The sequence below is a fragment of the Reyranella sp. CPCC 100927 genome (genome assembly GCF_007859315.1).
GTDB lineage: Bacteria > Pseudomonadota > Alphaproteobacteria > Reyranellales > Reyranellaceae > Vineibacter.
Genome location: NZ_VOHA01000007.1, coordinates 219,616 through 237,882, shown reverse-complemented (window position 1 = coordinate 237,882; position 18,267 = coordinate 219,616). Strand labels below are relative to the sequence as shown.

General features: G+C 66.1%; 16 protein-coding genes. 7 read left to right on the top strand and 9 right to left on the bottom strand.

Annotation, left to right across the window (positions count from 1 at the left end; all coding sequences use genetic code 11):
• Nucleotides 1–6: 6 nt before the first annotated feature.
• From trpD to FQU96_RS20760, 5 genes are all read left to right on the top strand, one after another.
• Entirely contained in the window at nt 7–1,044 is a 1,038-nt protein-coding gene (gene trpD, locus FQU96_RS20780) for an anthranilate phosphoribosyltransferase (protein ID WP_146543388.1), read from the top strand.
• 33 nt (nt 1,045–1,077) lie between these two features.
• Nucleotides 1,078–1,914 (top strand): indole-3-glycerol phosphate synthase TrpC, encoded by an 837-nt coding sequence (gene trpC, locus FQU96_RS20775; protein ID WP_146543387.1) that lies wholly within the window; start codon nt 1,078–1,080, stop codon nt 1,912–1,914.
• A 10-nt stretch (nt 1,915–1,924) separates the two neighbouring features.
• Nucleotides 1,925–2,401 carry a cyclic pyranopterin monophosphate synthase MoaC gene (gene moaC, locus FQU96_RS20770; RefSeq protein WP_146543235.1) on the top strand — a complete coding sequence of 159 codons (477 nt, stop codon included), beginning with the start codon at nt 1,925–1,927 and terminating at the stop codon, nt 2,399–2,401.
• 15 nt (nt 2,402–2,416) lie between these two features.
• Nucleotides 2,417–3,634: a gephyrin-like molybdotransferase Glp gene (gene glp, locus FQU96_RS20765; protein WP_146543234.1), complete on the top strand. Its 1,218-nt coding sequence runs from the start codon at nt 2,417–2,419 to the stop codon at nt 3,632–3,634.
• A 181-nt stretch (nt 3,635–3,815) separates the two neighbouring features.
• Nucleotides 3,816–4,577 (top strand): LexA family transcriptional regulator, encoded by a 762-nt coding sequence (locus tag FQU96_RS20760; protein ID WP_146543233.1) that lies wholly within the window; start codon nt 3,816–3,818, stop codon nt 4,575–4,577.
• 5 nt (nt 4,578–4,582) lie between these two features.
• On the opposite strand, the gene FQU96_RS20755 is transcribed toward FQU96_RS20760, so the two are convergent.
• The gene (locus tag FQU96_RS20755; RefSeq protein ID WP_146543232.1) at nt 4,583–6,751 is read right to left on the bottom strand and encodes a ComEC/Rec2 family competence protein; all 2,169 of its coding nucleotides are present in this window, start codon (nt 6,749–6,751) and stop codon (nt 4,583–4,585) included.
• A 130-nt stretch (nt 6,752–6,881) separates the two neighbouring features.
• On the opposite strand from FQU96_RS20755, the gene gltX reads away from it, so the two are divergent.
• Nucleotides 6,882–8,282: a glutamate--tRNA ligase gene (gene gltX / locus FQU96_RS20750; protein WP_146543231.1), complete on the top strand. Its 1,401-nt coding sequence runs from the start codon at nt 6,882–6,884 to the stop codon at nt 8,280–8,282.
• A gap of 168 nt (nt 8,283–8,450) precedes the next feature.
• Entirely contained in the window at nt 8,451–9,752 is a 1,302-nt protein-coding gene (gene gltA / locus FQU96_RS20745) for a citrate synthase (protein ID WP_146543230.1), read from the top strand.
• Nucleotides 9,753–9,988: 236 nt separating this feature from the next.
• On the opposite strand, the gene fabZ is transcribed toward gltA, so the two are convergent.
• The 8 genes from fabZ to pyrH all read right to left on the bottom strand — a co-directional run bounded on the left by fabZ (nt 9,989) and on the right by pyrH (nt 18,227).
• Nucleotides 9,989–10,462 (bottom strand): 3-hydroxyacyl-ACP dehydratase FabZ, encoded by a 474-nt coding sequence (gene fabZ / locus FQU96_RS20740; RefSeq protein ID WP_146543229.1) that lies wholly within the window; start codon nt 10,460–10,462, stop codon nt 9,989–9,991.
• 32 nt (nt 10,463–10,494) lie between these two features.
• On the bottom strand, nt 10,495–12,711 hold the full coding sequence (bamA, locus tag FQU96_RS20735) for an outer membrane protein assembly factor BamA (RefSeq protein ID WP_146543228.1): 2,217 nt from the start codon (nt 12,709–12,711) through the stop codon (nt 10,495–10,497).
• Between the two features lie 149 nt (nt 12,712–12,860).
• Entirely contained in the window at nt 12,861–14,261 is a 1,401-nt protein-coding gene (gene rseP, locus FQU96_RS20730; RefSeq protein ID WP_146543227.1) for an RIP metalloprotease RseP, read from the bottom strand.
• Between the two features lie 27 nt (nt 14,262–14,288).
• Nucleotides 14,289–15,503, bottom strand: coding sequence for a 1-deoxy-D-xylulose-5-phosphate reductoisomerase (locus tag FQU96_RS20725; RefSeq protein ID WP_370461383.1), 1,215 nt, complete (start codon nt 15,501–15,503; stop codon nt 14,289–14,291).
• Complete coding sequence (locus tag FQU96_RS20720; protein ID WP_146543226.1) at nt 15,494–16,186, bottom strand: phosphatidate cytidylyltransferase; 693 nt, start codon at nt 16,184–16,186, stop codon at nt 15,494–15,496. Before FQU96_RS20720 ends, FQU96_RS20725 begins: the two co-directional genes overlap by 10 nt.
• Complete coding sequence (locus FQU96_RS20715) at nt 16,167–16,913, bottom strand: isoprenyl transferase (protein WP_146543385.1); 747 nt, start codon at nt 16,911–16,913, stop codon at nt 16,167–16,169. Before FQU96_RS20715 ends, FQU96_RS20720 begins: the two co-directional genes overlap by 20 nt.
• A 25-nt stretch (nt 16,914–16,938) precedes the next feature.
• On the bottom strand, nt 16,939–17,496 hold the full coding sequence (gene frr / locus FQU96_RS20710) for a ribosome recycling factor (RefSeq protein ID WP_146543225.1): 558 nt from the start codon (nt 17,494–17,496) through the stop codon (nt 16,939–16,941).
• Nucleotides 17,497–17,501: 5 nt separating this feature from the next.
• Nucleotides 17,502–18,227, bottom strand: coding sequence for a UMP kinase (gene pyrH, locus FQU96_RS20705; RefSeq protein WP_146543224.1), 726 nt, complete (start codon nt 18,225–18,227; stop codon nt 17,502–17,504).
• Between the last annotated feature and the right edge of the window lie 40 nt (nt 18,228–18,267).

Below are 18,267 nucleotides of genomic sequence, written 5' to 3'. Positions count from 1 at the left end.
GGCGATATCGACGAGTTCCGGCAGCTTCTGGCCAAGGTTGGCACGGGCGCCGGCCTGACGCGGCCGGAGGCCGAGCGTGCGTTCGACATCATGACGGCGGGCAACGCGACGCCAGCGCAAATGGGTGCCTTCCTGATGGCCTTGCGGGTACGCGGCGAGACGGCGGAGGAACTGGCCGGCGGCGCAGCCGTCATGCGTGCCAAGGTACTGAAGGTCGAGGCTCCTGTCGGCGCTATCGACATTGTCGGGACCGGCGGCGACCACCATGGCACCTACAACGTATCGAGCGCCTCGGCCTTCGTCGTTGCCGGCTGCGGCGTGCCGGTGGCCAAGCACGGCAATCGCGCCTTCACATCCAAATCCGGTGCCGGCGATGTCCTGGGTGCGCTGGGCGTGGGCCTCGAACTATCGGTGGAGACGCTCGAGCGGTCGCTGCGCGAGGCCGGCATCTGCTTCCTGATGGCGCCGCGCCACCACAGCGCCATGCGAAACGTGGCCGGCCCCCGCGTCGAACTGGCGCCGACGCGTACCATCTTCAACATGCTGGGGCCGCTGTCGAACCCGGCGCTGGTCCGCCGCCAGCTGGTGGGCGTGTATGATCGCAAATGGGTGCGGCCTGTTGCCGAGGCGCTCGGGCAAATCGGCCTGGAGCGCGCCCTGGTGGTGCACGGCGCCGACGGCATGGACGAGATCACCACCACCACCACGACCTACGCGGCCGAGATGGTGGCCGGCGATGGCGGCCAGGTTTCCGTGCGCGAGTTCGAGATCGCGCCGGAAGACGCCGATCTGCCACGTGCGACGCTCGACCAGCTCAAGGGCCGGGACCCCGCCTACAATGCCGCCGCCATCCGCAGCGTGCTGGCCGGCGAACGCAGTCCTTTCCGCGACATCGTGCTGCTCAATGCCGGCGCCGCCCTCACCGTGGCCGGCAAGGTCGTCACCCTGAAGGAAGGCGCCGCCATGGCTGCCCAGGCCATCGCCTCGGGCAAGGCGATGGCCGCGCTCGACAAGCTGGTCGCGATCTGCGGCGTCAAGGCGTGAGGTCGAACCATGGCCGATGCCCGCACTCTCGAGATGATCGCCGGCTTTGCCGCTACCGGCACGGCGCTTGACCGCATCAATGCCGACAAGGCTGCGCTGGTGGCCCAGCGCAAGGCGGCGCGGCCGCTGGATCAGGTCGAGGCCGATGCCCGCCGGGCCGACATGCCGCGCGGTTTTACGGCGGCGCTGCGTGCGGCGGTCGCCGACGGCCGCTATGGCCTGATCGCGGAAATCAAGAAGGCCTCCCCATCCAAGGGATTGATCCGGGCCGACTTCGATCCGCCCAGCCTGGCGGCAGCCTATGCCGCCGGCGGTGCCACCTGCCTGTCGGTTCTGACGGACACGCCCTACTTCCAGGGCGACGACACCTACCTGGTGGCGGCGCGCACCGCAGCACCGTCACTGCCGGCATTGCGCAAGGATTTCATGATCGATCCCTACCAGATCGTCGAAAGCCGCGCGCTGGGCGCCGACTGCATCCTGCTGATCCTGGCCTGCCTCGATGATGCGCAGGCCGCCGAGCTGTGCACGCTGGCGCGCCGCTGGGACATGGACGTGCTGGCCGAAATCCACGACGGCGCCGAGCTGGAGCGTGCGCTGCGGCTCGACACGCCGCTGATCGGGGTCAACAACCGCAACCTCAAGACCCTGCAGGTCGATCTCGGCACGACCGAAGCGCTGGCGCGCGCCGTGCCGCATGATCGCCTGTTGATCTGCGAAAGCGGGCTGGACAGCCCGGCCGATCTCGCGCGCATGGCCCGCGTCGGCGCGCGCACCTTCCTGATCGGCGAGAGTTTCATGCGCAAGCCCGACGTCGCCGCGGCCGTGCGCGCGATGCTGGCCGATCCGCTGCCGCCCGTTGCCGGCTGACGGAGGCCCCATGGCCGACTTCACCCATTTCGACTCCGAAGGCAATGCACGCATGGTCGATGTCGGCGACAAGGCCGCGACCGAGCGCATTGCCGTCGCCCGTGCCACCATCACCATGCGCCCGGAAACGCTGCGGCTGATCCAGGACAAGGCGGTCAAGAAGGGCGACGTGCTGGCCGTCGCCCAGCTCGCCGGCATCATGGCCGCCAAGCGCACGCCCGATCTCATCCCGCTCTGTCACCCGCTGGCGCTGACGTCGGTTCAGGTGACGTTGAGCTGCGATGCGGCGCGTGCCGCCGTCGACATCGAAGCGACCTGCAAACTCACCGGGAAGACCGGCGTGGAAATGGAGGCGCTGACCGCCGCCTCGGTCGCGGCGCTCACCGTGTACGACATGTGCAAGGCGGTCGATCGCGGCATGACCATCGGCGACGTGCGCCTGGTGCGCAAGTCGGGCGGTAAATCCGGCACCTACGAAGCACCGTAGTACGAGGATCGTTACATGCTCACCGTAGACGCGGCACTGGCCCGGATCGTGGCGCGGCATGCGGCCCTGCCGGCCGAGACGGTATCGATCGCCGATGCCGCCACACGCGTGCTGGCCGCCCCCGTCGTGGCGCGCCTCGACCAGCCGTTCGCCGACCTGTCGGCCATGGATGGCTATGCCGTTCGCGCTGCCGACTGCGCCACGCTGCCGGTCACCCTCACCGTGGTGGGGCAAGCACCCGCCGGTGGCGCTTACGCCGGCACGCTCGGTGCCGGCGAAGCCGTGCGCATCTTCACCGGCGGTCCCCTGCCCGCCGGCGCCGACACCATCGTGATCCAGGAAAACACCAAGACCGCGACAGCGGGCACGGTCACCATCGTCGAAGGCATGCAGCCGTCACGGCACATCCGCAAACGCGGCCTCGACTTCGCGACCGGCACCACGGGCCTGGACGCCGGGCGGCGGCTGGGACCGCGCGACATCGCCCTGGCGGCGGCCATGAACGTGCCGTGGCTGTCGGTCCATCGCCGCCCGCGCGTGGCCATCCTGGCCACGGGCGACGAGCTGGTGATGCCGGGCGAGCCGATCGGCCCCAATCAGATCCTCTCCTCGTCGGCCCTGGCCGTGGCGGCGCTGGTGCGCGCCTGGGGTGGCGAGCCGACCCTGCTGGGCATCGCGCGCGATACGCGCGAGGACATCGGCGCGCGCATCGACGCTGGCCTGTCGTCGGAACTGCTGGTGACCCTGGGCGGCGCCTCGGTCGGCGATCACGACCTCGTCCAGGACGTCCTCAAAGCCCAGGGCTTCACGCTCGACTTCTGGCGCATCGCCATGCGTCCCGGCAAACCGCTGATGTTCGCCGAACGCGGCACACAAACGGCGCTGGGATTGCCGGGTAATCCCGTGTCGACCATGGTTTGTGCGTTGCTGTTCCTGAAGCCGGCGATCGAGCGCCTGTCGGGCCTGCCCGGCGATCCGGTGGCGACCCGCCGCGCCATCCTGGGCAGCGATGTGGGCGCCAACGACAATCGCCAGGACTATGTGCGCAGCCGGCTGCAACGCAACGGCGCCGAGCCGCCGACGGCGACACCGTTTTCTGTGCAGGACAGTTCGATGCTGTCGTTCCTGGCCCGCGCCGACGGCCTGCTGGTACGGCCGGCACACGATCCGGCCCGCCAGGCCGGCGCTGCAGTCGAGGTCATCGATTTCGCCGATTTCGGTGCCGCATTCTGATCCTGTCGCGAACAAACCGCGAGAAATTCAGCATTCACAGTAGCTTGGTAGGGTGCCTCCAGGGAGGCCGCCTCTATACCCCTATTTCAGCCCTTGATATTTTCCGCGAACCAAACTAGAACATAGGCGCCTGTTCTGGTTTTATTCCAGATGAGGTTGATCATCAGGAGTGAGGGCCGACGTGCTGACCCGCAAACAGTATGAGTTGCTCGTGTTCATCAACAAGCGGCTCAATGAGGATGGCGTTTCACCTTCATTCGACGAGATGAAGGAGGCGCTGCGGCTGCGCTCCAAGTCGGGAATCCATCGGCTGATCACCGGCCTGGAAGAGCGCGGCTTCCTGCGCCGGCTGGCACACAGGGCGCGCGCGCTGCAGGTCATCAAGCTGCCGGAAGCCGCGGCGGTGCCGCACCTGCCCGACCCCGGCTTCGCCCCGGCAGCGGGCCGCGCCGCAGCCAATATCGGCATGCGCGAGCCCGGTTCGACCTTCGTTCCGCAGGTCATCAAGGGCGACTTCCGCCCCAACCTGCCGGGCGTGCTGGTACCGGCGAACGAGGCTGCCGCGCTGGCGCTGCCGCTCTACGGCAAGATCGCGGCCGGTACCCCGATCGAGGCCCTGCGCGACAACACCACGACCATCGACGTGCCTGTGTCGCTGCTGAGCCAAGGCGCCCACTACTGCCTGCAGGTCGAAGGCGACTCGATGATCGAAGCCGGCATCAACGACGGTGACATCGCGATCATCAAGAGCGGCGATACGGCCGACAACGGCAGCGTCGTCGTGGCCCTGATCGACGATGCCGAGGCGACACTGAAGCGTTTGCGGCGCAAGGGCGCCTCGATCGCACTCGAGCCCGCCAATGCCCGCTACGAGACGCGGATCTTCGGGCCGGATCGGGTCAAGGTCCAGGGACGTCTGGTCGGCCTCTACCGCAAGTTCTGAATCCCCTAGGGCGCTCGCACGTCCGCCGCACGCGGCCGCGTTTCCGGCTTGGGGACCCACGGACGATCACCGCGCGCGTGGCGCGTGTTTTCAATCCGTACGACACCCGCATCATCCATCCAGATGGCGTAGGCACCGTTGCGCCAGATGTCAAAGCGATCGACGACCTGCTGGACGGTGGGGCAGCGACGGCGCACCGGCACGAGCGAGACCAGCATGTCGACGGCACCGCAATCGTCAACCAAGGCCTCGACCTTGCTGACGATGGCGATCCGACCACCGGCGCGACGGTAAACGCAGCCCAGCGCATCGCACCGCAAGCGGCCATCGGCGCTTTCGGTGCCTACAGGCCACAGGCCGGCCTGCTCGGCGCCGGCACGCCGTACCCAGCTGTCGGCGGTAAAGCGCTCGATGCGTCCCGATGACAGCAGCATGCCGCCGTCGGCGGTGCGAACCCCGACCAACCGCGCATCACCGCTGACCATGATGTCCGGCGGTCGCTGCAGCGGCCCCAGCAGCAGCGCCAGCACGGCGGGTGCCACGCCCCACCAGCGCCACGGTCCACGCCACAGGCAGAGCCACAATCCTCCCAAGGTCAGCAGCCACAGCGACGCTCCCGGCAGGGCCGGCGTGACCGTCGCCGCCGCTGGCCACGACGCCGCCTCGCGCGCCACCCACATGATCGCCTCGATGCCCCATCCCATCGGAACCAAAGCGATCGCCTCGCCGCCGAACGGCAACAGCGGAAGCGCCAGCAATGCCCACGGCATGACCCAGATGCCGGTCAGCGGCACGGCAATGAGATTGGCGAACACACCCACCAGGCTGAGGCGATTGAAATGGTAGGCCGAGAAGCCCGCCGTTGCGATGCTGGCAACCAGCGTGGTGAACAGAGAAGCGCCGACGTGCCTGGCGACCCGGCCGGCAAGGGTCGGTGCCAGATCGGCATGGCGAGCCCGCCAGGGCTGCCACGCTTCCCATGCGGCCACCAGCGCCACAACGGCGGCGAACGAGAGCTGGAAGCTGGCGCCAACGAGGCTTTCCGGCAGCACCAGCAGGATGATGACGGCCGCCCAGCACACCAGGCGCATGGTCACGGCCGTGCGGTCCGTCAGCACGGCCAGCAGCACGATCGCCAACATCAGGAACGAGCGCTGGGCCGGCACCGGCGCGCCGGCCAGCACGGTGTAGAACAGCGCGCCCAGGACGCCGGCGACCGCCGCCCACTTCTTGATCGGGAAGCGCAGCGCCAGCAGCGGCACGGTCGCCAACCCGTAGCGTACAAGTCCCATGACCAGCAGGGCCGCGAAGCTGATGTGCAGGCCCGAGATCGACAGCAGGTGCGCCAGACCCGAGTCGCGCATGGCCTGCATGGTATCCTTGGAGATGCCGCTCTGATCGCCGGCGATCAACGCCGCGGCCAGGGCGCCGGCATCACCGGGCAACGCCGCGACCAGACGGGCCGACAGGCGGCGGCGCAGCTCGTCGACCCACATGACGATGCCCGAGGGCTGCCCCGCGGCGATAACGGTCGGCGTGCCGTTGGCGTAGCCGACAGCTCCCAGGCGCGCGTACCAGGCGAAACGCTGGAAGTCGAAGGCACCGGGCGCGGCGGGACCTGGTGGCGGCGACAGCGTCGCGACGATGGAGATACGATCGCCTGTGACCAGCCGATCACCAGCGCCGCCCTTGAGCGATATGCGCACGCGCGCCGGTGTCGCTTCCGGCCGCAGGTTGCGCAGCACGACATTGTCGAGGACGAGGCGCCGCCCTTCCGGCAATAGCGTCACCTCGACAACGCGCCCCTCCACGGCTGCCGGGCCATAGTTTCGTGCCAGAACCGGCGCGGTGGTCTGGGCGGTGCGCCACGTCACGGCGCCGAAGCCGGCGCCGACGGCAATGACGACGATCGCCATCGGCCGGACCGGCAAGCCGGCCATGCTGGCGCCGAGCAGCACGAGGCCGGCGCCGATCATGGCGAATGCAACCCACAGCGGCGGCTCCAGTGGCAGCTCGAAATAGAGCGCGATGCCCGCCCCGAGGGCTACCGGCAGCCACAGGATCCAGCGATCGCGTTCGGCTTCCAGACGCCGCAGCAGATCGGCACAGGTACGCCGCAGGAGGCCTGTGGCAGGCTCCCCGGAAGACGGTGCTGCAATGCCGATGGTCCCCACGCCTCGCCCCGGCCGTGGCCCTGCCCTGCGGGTTGACAGCCACGGCTCTTATGCTACGCCCCCCTTTGTGACCAAAGCGGGGCCGATGTGACGGCTGCTGTTGTTTGGCCCCTCGCACCGACCTGGACCGATGACTGTCGTTACACGTTTCGCCCCCTCGCCCACGGGCTTCCTGCATATCGGCGGCGCTCGCACGGCGCTGTTCAACTGGCTCTATGCCCGTCACCACGGCGGCACCTATCTGCTGCGGATTGAGGACACCGACCGGCAACGGTCGACCCAGGAGGCGATCGACAAGATCCTGAGCGACCTGGCCTGGCTCGGCCTCGATTGGGACGGCGATGCGGTCTACCAGTTCAGCCGCGCCGAACGGCATGCCGCGGTGGCCCACCAGTTGCTGGCCGAGGGCAAGGCCTACCACTGCTACGCCACGCCCGAGGAGCTCGAGCAGATGCGCGAGCAGGCGCGCAAGGATGGGCGGCCGATGCGCTACGACGGGCGCTGGCGGGATCGTGATCCCAAAGATGCGCCAGCCGGCGTGAAACCCGTCATCCGTCTCAAGGCGCCCCAGACCGGTGAAAGGACGGTGGTGGATCGCGTGCTGGGGTCGGTGACCCTCCAGAACAGCCAGCTCGACGATATGGTTCTGCTGCGCTCCGATGGCACCCCGGTCTACATGCTGTCCGTGGTCGTCGACGACCATGACATGGGCATCACCCACGTCATCCGCGGTGCCGACCACCATACCAACACGTTCCGCCAGGTTCAGCTCTACGAGGCGCTGGGCTGGCAGGTGCCGGCGTTCGCCCATATTCCGCTGATCCACGGTCCCGACGGTGCCAAACTGTCCAAACGCCACGGCGCGCTGGGCGTTGACGCTTATCGCGACATGGGCTTCCTGCCCGCCGCGCTCCGCAATTACCTCCTGCGACTGGGCTGGAGCCACGGCGACGACGAGATCATCCCGACCGAACAGGCGATCGCCTGGTTCGACCTGGAGCATGTGGGGCAGTCGCCTGCCCGCTTCGATGTCACCAAGCTGACAAGCCTCAACGCGCACTACCTGCGTGAGACGCCGGACGCCGAATTGCTGCCCTTCGTCCTGCCCGCCGTCGAGACTGCGACCGGCGGTCCGCTGTCCGATGTGGCACGCGACCGTATCGCCCGCGGCATCAACGGCGTGAAGCAGCGTTCGCGCACGCTGGTCGAACTCGCGGCGGGCCTGGCCTTCTATGCACGCACGGGCATGCCGGCGCCGACGGATGCCAAGGCCGCGGCGATCCTGACGGCCGACGCCAAGGCGGTGCTGGGCGGCGCGGCGGAAGCGCTGGAGCCGGCAACGTGGACGGAAGCCGACCTCGAGGGTGCGATCAAATCGTTCGCGGAAACGCGCGGCATGAAGCTGGGCCAGATCGCCCAGCCGCTGCGCGTGGCGCTGACGGGCTCCACGGTTTCCCCCGGCATTTTCGAAGTCCTGGCCATTCTGGGCCGCGAGGAATCGCTGTCGCGGCTGCGGGCTGCGGCGGCCTGACGCGGCACATCGTGTCAGTACAGCTGACAGAATTGCGCCCATCGAAGGGGCTTGTTAGGGTGCCCCTGATTTCCGGCGCGGCGCGTGGAAGCGGACATGATCCGACGGTGTTCGGAGAAGCCGCCCTATGCGCTGTGTCACGGTCGGCTTTCCACAGCAGGTGACGCCATGAGCAGCAACAGGTCCGTTACACTTTCCGACGACAGCAACGGCAAGACCTGGAAGTTCCCGGTATTGGCCGGCTCGACGGGCCCGGACGTCATCGACGTGCGCAAGCTCTACGGCGACACCGGCATGTTCACCTACGATCCGGGTTTCACCTCGACCGGTTCGTGCGAATCGAAGATCACGTACATCGACGGCGACGAGGGCATCCTGCTGCATCGTGGCTACAACATCGCCGAGTTGGCCGAACGCAGCGACTTCATGGAGGTCGCCTACCTGCTGTTGAACGGTGAGTTGCCGACGGCCGAGGAGAAAGCCGACTTCATCCACACGATCAGCCGCCACACGATGCTGCACGAGCAGATCACCACATTCTACCGTGGCTTCCGCCGTGACGCGCACCCCATGGCAGTGTGTTGCGGCGTGGTGGGTGCCCTGTCGGCCTTCTATCACGACTCGCTCGACATCAACGATCCGCACCAGCGGATGATCTCGGCGCACCGGCTGATCGCCAAGATGCCGACCATCGCGGCCATGGCCTACAAGTATTCCGCCGGCCAGCCCTTCATGTATCCGCAGAACAACCTCAGCTATGCCGGCAACTTCCTGCGCATGCTGTTCGGCGTGCCGGCCGAAGAATACGTGATGAACCCGGTCATCGAGAAGGCGATGGACCGGATCCTGATGCTGCATGCCGACCATGAGCAGAACGCCTCGACCTCGACCGTGCGGCTCGCCGGCTCGTCCGGCGCCAACCCGTTCGCCTGCATTGCCGCCGGCATCGCCTCGCTTTGGGGACCCAGCCACGGCGGCGCCAACGAGGCCGTGCTGAACATGCTGCAGCACATCGGCGATCGGAAGAACATCGGAACGTTCCTGTCGCGGGTGAAGGATAAGAACGATCACACCCGGCTGATGGGCTTCGGGCATCGCGTCTACAAGAACTACGATCCGCGTGCCACGGTGATGCGCAAGACCTGCCACGAGGTCCTGGCGTCGCTCGGCATCAAGGACGACCCACTGCTCGATCTCGCGATGGAGATGGAGCAGATCGCGCTGAAGGACGAGTACTTCGTCTCCAAGAAGCTCTACCCGAACGTCGACTTCTACTCGGGCATCATCTTCCGGGCCATCGGCATCCCGGTCAGCATGTTCACCGTGCTGTTCGCCGTTGCCCGCACCACCGGCTGGATCGCCCAGTGGCGTGAGATGATCGAGGATCCGCAGTCCAAGATCGGCCGCCCGCGGCAGCTCTACACCGGCCAGACCGAGCGGCCCTACGTTCCCATCCATGCCCGCAAATAACGTCGGCCGCTCCGAGTTGGCCGCCATGACGGCGCACAAGCCTCGATCCTTCGGCCCGGCGGGCGGCGACAGCCGCCGGACCGCCGGGAGCGGCAAATCGGGGATTGTGCGCGTCTCCGCCCCGGCGAATGACAACGGACCGAGCTATGCGCGGGCGGCGCGCTGGCTCATCCGTCTGGCCGCCGTACTGGCCGTGATCGGTGTTGTGGTAGCCTTGATACAGTAGGATCGCGGCGTCAGATGCCGCGGATCATCGCCGCGAACGTCGCCTCGGCCGCCACGTTGCCGTCGACGATGGCTTTGCCGGAGAATTTCCACACGGCCTGCCGGGCCTGCAGCTTCTGGACGTGGACTTCGATTCGATCGCCAGGCACGACTGGGCGGCGGAACCGCGCGCCGTCGATCGACATGAAGTAGACGAGTTTGCCCTCGGCTTCGGCGCCCATGGTGGCAACGACGAGAATGCCGGCGGTCTGCGCCATGGACTCCACGATCAGCACCCCGGGCATGACCGGCGAGGCCGGGAAATGGCCCTGGAAAAACGGCTCGTTGATCGAGACGTTCTTGATGCCGATCGCGCTTTCTCCCAGCTTCAGGTCGATCATGCGATCCACCAGCAGCATCGGATAGCGATGCGGGATCATCTGCATGATGCGCTGGATATCGAGCGACTCGATGATCCCGGGCGTTGTCGTTTCTGTTGCGCTCATTGTCGTCGTCCAAAGGCTCGGCCGGACACGGACTACAGTCGCGTACCGAAGCTAAACCGGAACTTCTCCGTCTTGTCGAACTTCTCCTTCCGGATCGGCACGGCGAAGTCGACCCGGATAGGCCCGAAGGGCGACACCCACTGCAGACCGACACCCGCCGACGCACGGATCGAGCTCGAGTCCTGCACGGAGGGGTCCTTCTCCTGCGCGCCCCACAAGCTGCCGGCATCGACGAACGCCTTGCCGAGAATTCCCAGCTCGCGCGGCAAGCCGAGCGGGAAACTCAACTCGGCAGAAGCAACGTAGTAATACTTGCCGCCCAGCGCGTCGCCGCCACTGTGAGGACCGACGCCGCCGGTTCGGAAGCCTCGGAAGTTGTCGCCGCCCAGGAAAAAGCGGTTGGCGATCTTCAGGTCGTCCTTGATCGGCTTGACGATGCCGCCCTGCGCCGACATCGAGAACACGACCTCGTCAAAGACCTCATAGTACCACTGGGCTTCGAGCTTGTTGCGATAGAAGTGCTCGGTGCCACCCAGGCCGCCGATATCGAACGAGTACCGCAGCACCCAACCCTTGGTCGGGTTGAGGCGATTGTCGCGCGTATCCCAGGCGACGACCGTCCCGAGTTCGGAGGTCCATGTCTTGCCCGCCTGAGCCTTGATCAGCGGTGAGGCGTTGTCGCCGACGTTCTTGATGACATCGCGCTTCAGCGAGTACCGCACGGTCTGCCGGGTGTTCTCGGAAATGCTCCAGCCGGCGCGCAGCGCAAAACCGAGTTCGCTTTCGTCGTATGAGCTCGTTCTCTGGTTGTCGCGGGTGATGCGGAAGAGATCGAACCCTGCCGATACGTTGCGATCGAGGAAGTACGGCTCGGTGAAACTGAGGTCGATCTGCGTGCTGCGCGTACCCAACGACAGGCCGACGCGCAGATCCTGGCCGCGGCCCAGCAGGTTGCGCTCGCGCACCGACAGGTCGCCCAGGACGCCCGACGATGTCGAATAGCCGGCACCGATCGAAATCTCACCGGTGCTCTGCTCGACGACATTGACCTCGATGATGGTCTTGTCCGGTGCCGTTCCCGGCGTATTGGACACGTCGACCTTCTCGAAAAAGCCGAGATTCTGCAGCCGCTGCTGCGAGCGGCGCAGCTTGGCGGTGTTGAACGCATCACCCTCACCCAGGCGGAATTCGCGCCGGATCACCTTGTCCAGGGTGCGCGTATTGCCGGTGATATTGATGCGTTCGACATAGACGCGCGGCCCTTCCTGGATATCGTATTCGATGTCGATCGTCTTCGTATCGGCGTTGCGCTTGATGTTGGGGCGCACGTCGACGAAGGCGTAACCCAGAGTGCCGACCGCCTCCGCGATGGCGGTGACCGTCTTCTCGACCTGGTCCGCGTTGTACCAGCTGCCTTCGCGCGTGGTGACCAGCGCCTTCGCCGCCTCCACGTCGAGGCCTTCGAACCGCGTGGTGACGTCGACCTTGCCGAACTTGTAGCGCTCGCCTTCCGAGATCGTGAAGGTCACGAAGAAGCCGTCCCGATCCGGCGCCAGCTCGGCGACCGCCGACACGACACGGAAATCGGCATAGCCCTCCGACAGATAGAACTTGCGCAACAGCTCCTTGTCGAAATTCACCCGGTCGGGATCGTAGCGATCATCCGACGAGAAGACGCGAAACCAAGCCGACTCCGTGGTGCGGATCATCTCGCGCAGCTTGCCGTCGCTGAAATGCTCGTTACCGATGAAGGTGATGCGACGGATGCCCGTGGTGGCGCCTTCGTCGATCTCGAAGACCAGGTCGACGCGGTTTTGGTCCAGACGGATCGTCTTGGGCTCGATCCGGGCGTTGAACTTGCCGGCACGACGGTAAACTTCGACCAGGCGGCTGACGTCGGACTGCACCTTGGCCTGGGTAAAGACCGTGCGCGGCTTGGTCTGGATCTCCTGCTTCAGCTGGTCGTCGTCGAGCTTCTTGTTACCTTCGAAGGCAACGCGATTGATGATCGGGTTCTCGACCACCTTGACGATCAGTCGCGGGCCATCCTGCTGGACCGTGACGTCCGCGAACAGCCCGGTCGACACCAGCGCCTTCAGCGATCGGTCGATCGCCTCCGGGTCGGCAACCTGCCCTTCGCGAATAGCGATGTAGGAACGGATGGTCTCCAGCTCAACACGGCTGTTGCCCTGGATGACAATGGTCGAGATCACGCCGCCCCGCTGAGCCGAAGCCGGCGGAACCGTCATGACCACGCACGAAATACAGAGGGCGGCGACGCCCAGAACGCGTTTCAGACGCAGCAAAGCTCCCCCTGCCCTGTCGGGGTTGTTTTCCAACTGACAGGTTCCTTGTTTAACCGACAGCGGACTCTCATGCCACCCTCGATTCATACTATTCATAGCGGCAGGATACGGCCGATCAACAACGAGATGTCGTTGAAGGTGGCAAACACCATCAGACTGCCCATGACGGCCAGGCCGATCCGGAACCCGATATCCTGGGCCCGGGCCGACAGCGGACGGCCGCGAATCCACTCGATGGCGTAGAACAGCAGGTGGCCCCCATCGAGCATGGGAATTGGCAGCAGGTTGAAAACACCCAGCGTCACCGACAGTCCGATGATGAAGTAGAATACAGCGCTCCAGCCGATCTGTGAGACCTCGCCTGCCGTCTTGGCGATGCGGATCGGCCCGCCAATTTCATTGGCCGGCCGCAAACCGAGCACGATCTGGCGGATCACCGTGTAGATGGTGCCCGTCATGCGCCAGACCTGAACGGTCGCTTCGACCCCCGCGTCCACGGGCCCCATGGTCCGCACGATCGAGGCGGAACTGCTGGAAAAGCCCAACCGGCCCTCGAACCGTGGCTTGCCATCGGCACCCGTGACTTCCTCGGCCGCCGGCGTAGCCACGATATCCACAGTGGCCCCGTCCCGGTCGACCTTGATGGTCGTGGGCTGGTTGGGCCGCTCACGAACGATCTTGGGGATCTGGCCGAAATACTGGATCGGCGTGCCCTCGACCTCCACAACCCGGTCGCCAGCCCGCAGGCCCGCGCTCTCCGCCACGCTACCGGGCAGCACGCGGCCAATCACGGGCAGCGCGCTGGTGCTCGCAACGCCCAGTTCCCCCAGGCGATGCACGTTGCCGAAGCGATCCTTGTAGTCGTGAGGTGTGGGCGTCACCATGAGCGACTGCGTCTTGCCGTCGCGGGTCAGCGTCACCGGCAGCGCCACGCCCGGGTTGATCTGCACGACGGACAACGCATCCTCAAAACTATCCACCGAGCGACCGCCGATCGACACGATCGTATCGCCCGTGCGCAGCCCGGCCTTGGCGGCGGCGCCTTGCGAATCGACAACGACGACGGTGGGTGGCGTATAGGGTTGGCCCAGCGTCATCAGCAGGATCGCCATCAGCACGACGGCGAAGATCAAGTTGGCGGCAGGCCCGGCGACGACCACTGCCGCGCGCACACCCAGTGATTGGGTATGGAAGGCGCGCTTGCGCTGCTCCGCCGTCAGACTGTCGTCGCCGGCACCAGCGCCCGTTGCATTGGCATCACCGAGGAACTTGACGTAACCGCCCAACGGCAGCGCCGCGAAGCGCCAGCGCGTTCCGGTCTTGCGGCTGGTCCAGCCCCACACCTCGGGTCCGAAACCGATCGAAAAGACCTCGGCGTGCACACCATTGCGTACGCCGATCCAGTAGTGCCCCCACTCGTGCACGAACACCAACACAGTGATGATCAGCAGGGTGAGAATGATGTTGTTGGTGATAAAACCGACGAAGTCCATGGGACTGCATTCTCCCCGTTCCGCCCGTCACCGATCGCGCGCGCACATCGACTGCGCCTCGGCACGGGCCTGGGTATCGACCGCCTGAATATCAGCGAAACTTGACGGAACGGCATTGGTGCGCGCCCGGCCGCCCATTCGCTCCATCACGTCCTGCACAATACGAGCAATATCCAAGAATCTAATCTGAGATTTCAGATAAGATTCGACGGCTATCTCATTGGCAGCGTTCAGGATTATGGGAAAATATCCGCCCAATTGCAGAGCCTCCCGCGCGAGCCTCAACGCAGGGAAGCGCTCCAGGTCCGGCGGCTCGAATGTGAGCGCCGACAATTTGGCGAAGTCGAGGCGCGCGGCGCGCGTTTTCATCCGTCGCGGCCAAGCCAGCGTATGGGCGATCGGTACCCGCATGTCCTGATCGCCCATCTGAGCCACGACTGATCCATCGGCGTACTCGACCATCGAGTGGATCACCGACTGTGGGTGAACGACGACGTCGATGCGCTCATCGGGCATATCGAACAAGTGGTGCGCTTCGATCAGCTCCAGGCCCTTGTTCATCATGGTGGCCGAATCGACCGAGATCTTGGCGCCCATGTCCCAGTTCGGGTGGGCCACCGCCTGGGCCGGCGTGGCGTGCCCCATCTGCTCCAGCGTCCAGGTGCGGAACGGGCCGCCTGATGCGGTCAGTATCAACCGATCCACGGAGTCCCGATTGGCTTCATCGAGGCACTGGAAGATGGCGTTGTGTTCACTGTCGACGGGTAGAAGCCGGCCGCCACCCTCACGCACGGCTTGCAGCAGAACATCGCCGGCGCAAACCAGCGCTTCCTTGTTGGCCAACGCAATCGCCGCGCCGCGCCGCGCCGCCGCCAACGTCGGCGGCAGACCGGCAAACCCCACGATCGCCGCCATCACCCAGTCAGCGGGCCGCTCGCCAGCCTCGATCAGCCCGCTTTCGCCGGCGGCCGCCTCGATTCCGGTGCCGGCCAGCGCCTCCTTGAGGGCGGCGTAGCACGATGTATCGGCGACCACCGCCAAGCGGGCGCCCAGCTGCCGCGCCTGCTTGGCCAGCAGGTCGACATTGCGATGGGCCGTCAGCACCTCGACGGCGAAGCGTCCCGGCGTGCTTGCGATCAGATCGATCGTGTTGCACCCGACCGACCCCGTCGATCCCAGCACCGTCACGCGGCGCCCGTCACCGGACGCCACGGGTCTTGTCAGTTCCATGCTCAGTTCCATGGCACCGCTCCGCCACCCAGCAGACGAATTGCGGCCACAAACAGAAGCGCCGCCAGCAAGCCATCCACCCGATCGAGAATACCACCATGTCCTGGAATAAGTCGGCCACTGTCCTTGTGCCCGAACCGGCGTTTCATCGCCGACTCGACGAGGTCTCCGATCTGCGCCACGACCGCGATCAGGGCGCCCCAGAATGCCAACGACAGGCCGCTGGCGGCCATCCAGGCCGTGAAGACTACGCTGACCACGGCCGCCGCCACCACCCCGCCCGCCAGTCCGGACCAGGTTTTGCCGGGGCTGATGCTGGGCGCCAGCTTCGGACCGCCCAGTGTACGGCCGGTGAAGAAGGCGAAAATGTCCGTGGCCCATACGGCAGCCAGCAGCCACAGGAACGTCATCAACCCGGCCTTGGCATCGTGGCGCAGCCAGAACGCGGCGAGCACCGCCAATCCGATATAGATGTAACCGATCACCAGCCAGCCAGGCCGACGCCAGCCCCCCACCATCTGCCGCCACTCGAAGATCATCATCACCGTGGCCAGCGCGACAAGCAGGTCGAACCAGGGGAAGTCGTACCAAACCGCGGCGATCGCCAGCGGCGCCAGGACCACCGCCGACACCACGCGTACCGCCAGATCGCGAAACCGGCCGGTGCGCGGCGCCTCAGCCGGCGACGGCGCCATAGCGACGTTCCCGCCGCCGGAACTCGGCAATGGCGTACTCAAGGTCGGCTTTGCTGAAGTCGGGCCACAGCGCTGGGCTGAAAATCAGCTCGGTGTATGCTGACTGCCACAACAGGAAATTGCTGATCCGCTGGTCACCGCCAGTGCGGATCAGAAGGTCGGGCTCGGGCAGGTCACGCGTCAGCAGGTGGCGCTCCACCGTCTGCTCGTCGATCGCTGCCGGGGCCAGTTTACCCAGCGCGACGGCCTGGGCGAGGCGCTGTGCGGCCTGCACGATGTCGGCACGACCACCGTAGTTCAGCGCGATCGAGACGTGAATGCGGGCGTTGGCCCGCGTGCGCTCCTCGGCGATGTTGATCATGTCGACGATGTCCGCCGCCAGGCCATCGCGATCGCCCACAACCCGCAGGCGCGCGCCCTCCTTGGCCAGCGTATCGAGCTCGGCTCGCAGATACTGCCGCAACAGGCCCATGAGGAAATTGACCTCGTCGGCCGGCCGTTTCCAGTTCTCGGTCGAAAATCCGAAAAGTGTCAGGTACTCGACGCCCAGTTCACCCGCAGCCCGCACGGTCGCGCGCACGGTTTCCACGCCGCGACGATGGCCCGCGGTGCGGGGCATCCCACGCGCCTTCGCCCAGCGCCCATTGCCATCCATGATGATGGCGACATGGCGCGGCCCATCCGAGGGGTCGGACGGCGCGGGAATGGGTGCAGCGACAGGCGGCATTGCGGGACAGGCGGTCGACGACATCTCAGACCGTCATGATCTCCTTTTCCTTGGCCGCGAGCGTCTCATCGGCGGCCTTCACGAACCTGTCGGTCATCTTCTGAACATCCTCGTTCAAGCGCCGGTGTTCATCCTGCGAAATCGACTTGTCCTTCTCGGCCTTCTTCAGGTCTTCCATGACGTCACGACGCACATTGCGCACCGCCACCCGCGCCTGCTCGGCGTATTTGTGCGCCACCTTCGTCAGTTCCTTGCGCCGCTCCTCGTTGAGCTCGGGAATCGGCACCCGCACCAGGGTGCCATCGGCGGCCGGATTGAGGCCGAGACCGGCTTCCCGGATCGCCTTCTGCACGGCCACCACCAGCCCCTTGTCCCACACCTGGACCGACAGCAACCGCGGCTCCGGTGCGCTCACCGTCCCGCACTGGTTGAGCGGCATGCGCTGGCCATAGGCCTCGACCACCACCGGCTCGAGAAGGCTTACCGCGGCGCGACCCGTGCGCAGACCGGCGAACTCCTTCTTCAGCGCATCGATGGCGCCCTGCATCCGTTTCTCGAATTCCTTCAGGTCTGGAGCGGCCATGACCGTCACTCCTCGTCGGTGATAATCGTAAACGTACCCTCGCCGCGCATGACCTCGGCCAGCCCGCCGGGCCGGTGCAGATCGAACACGACGATCGGAATGCGGTTCTCGCGGGCCAGCGAAATCGCCGACGCGTCCATGACCTGCAGGTCTTGTGACAGGACATCCATGTAGGTCAAACGATCGTAGCGCTGGGCACCGGGGTTCTTGCGCGGATCGGCGGAGTAGACGCCGTCGACCTGGGTCGCCTTCAACATGGCGCCCACCCCCATCTCCGCCGCGCGCAAAGCGGCGGCCGTATCCGTGGTGAAGAACGGATTGCCGGTGCCGGCGGCGAAGATGACGACACGCCCCTTTTCCATGTGGCGCTCGGCGCGGCGGCGGATATAGGGCTCGCACACCGTGGTCATCGGGATCGCCGACATCACGCGCGTGTGCACGCCGATCTTCTCCAGCGCGTTCTGCAGCGCCAGTGCGTTGATCACGGTGGCCAGCATGCCCATGTAGTCGGCGCTGGCGCGTTCCATGCCGGTGGCCGCACCGGCGACACCGCGGAAGATGTTGCCGCCGCCGATCACGATGCACACCTCGACGCCCATGGCGTGCACGGCGCCGATCTCACGCGCGATCGAGGCCAGCATCTTGGGATCCAGGCCGTATTCGCGCTCACCCATAAGTCCTTCGCCGGACAGCTTGATCAGCACACGGCGATAGGCGGGTACAGCAGGCATGCCTGGACTCTGTTCTTGGTGCGCCGGCCACAAATCGTGG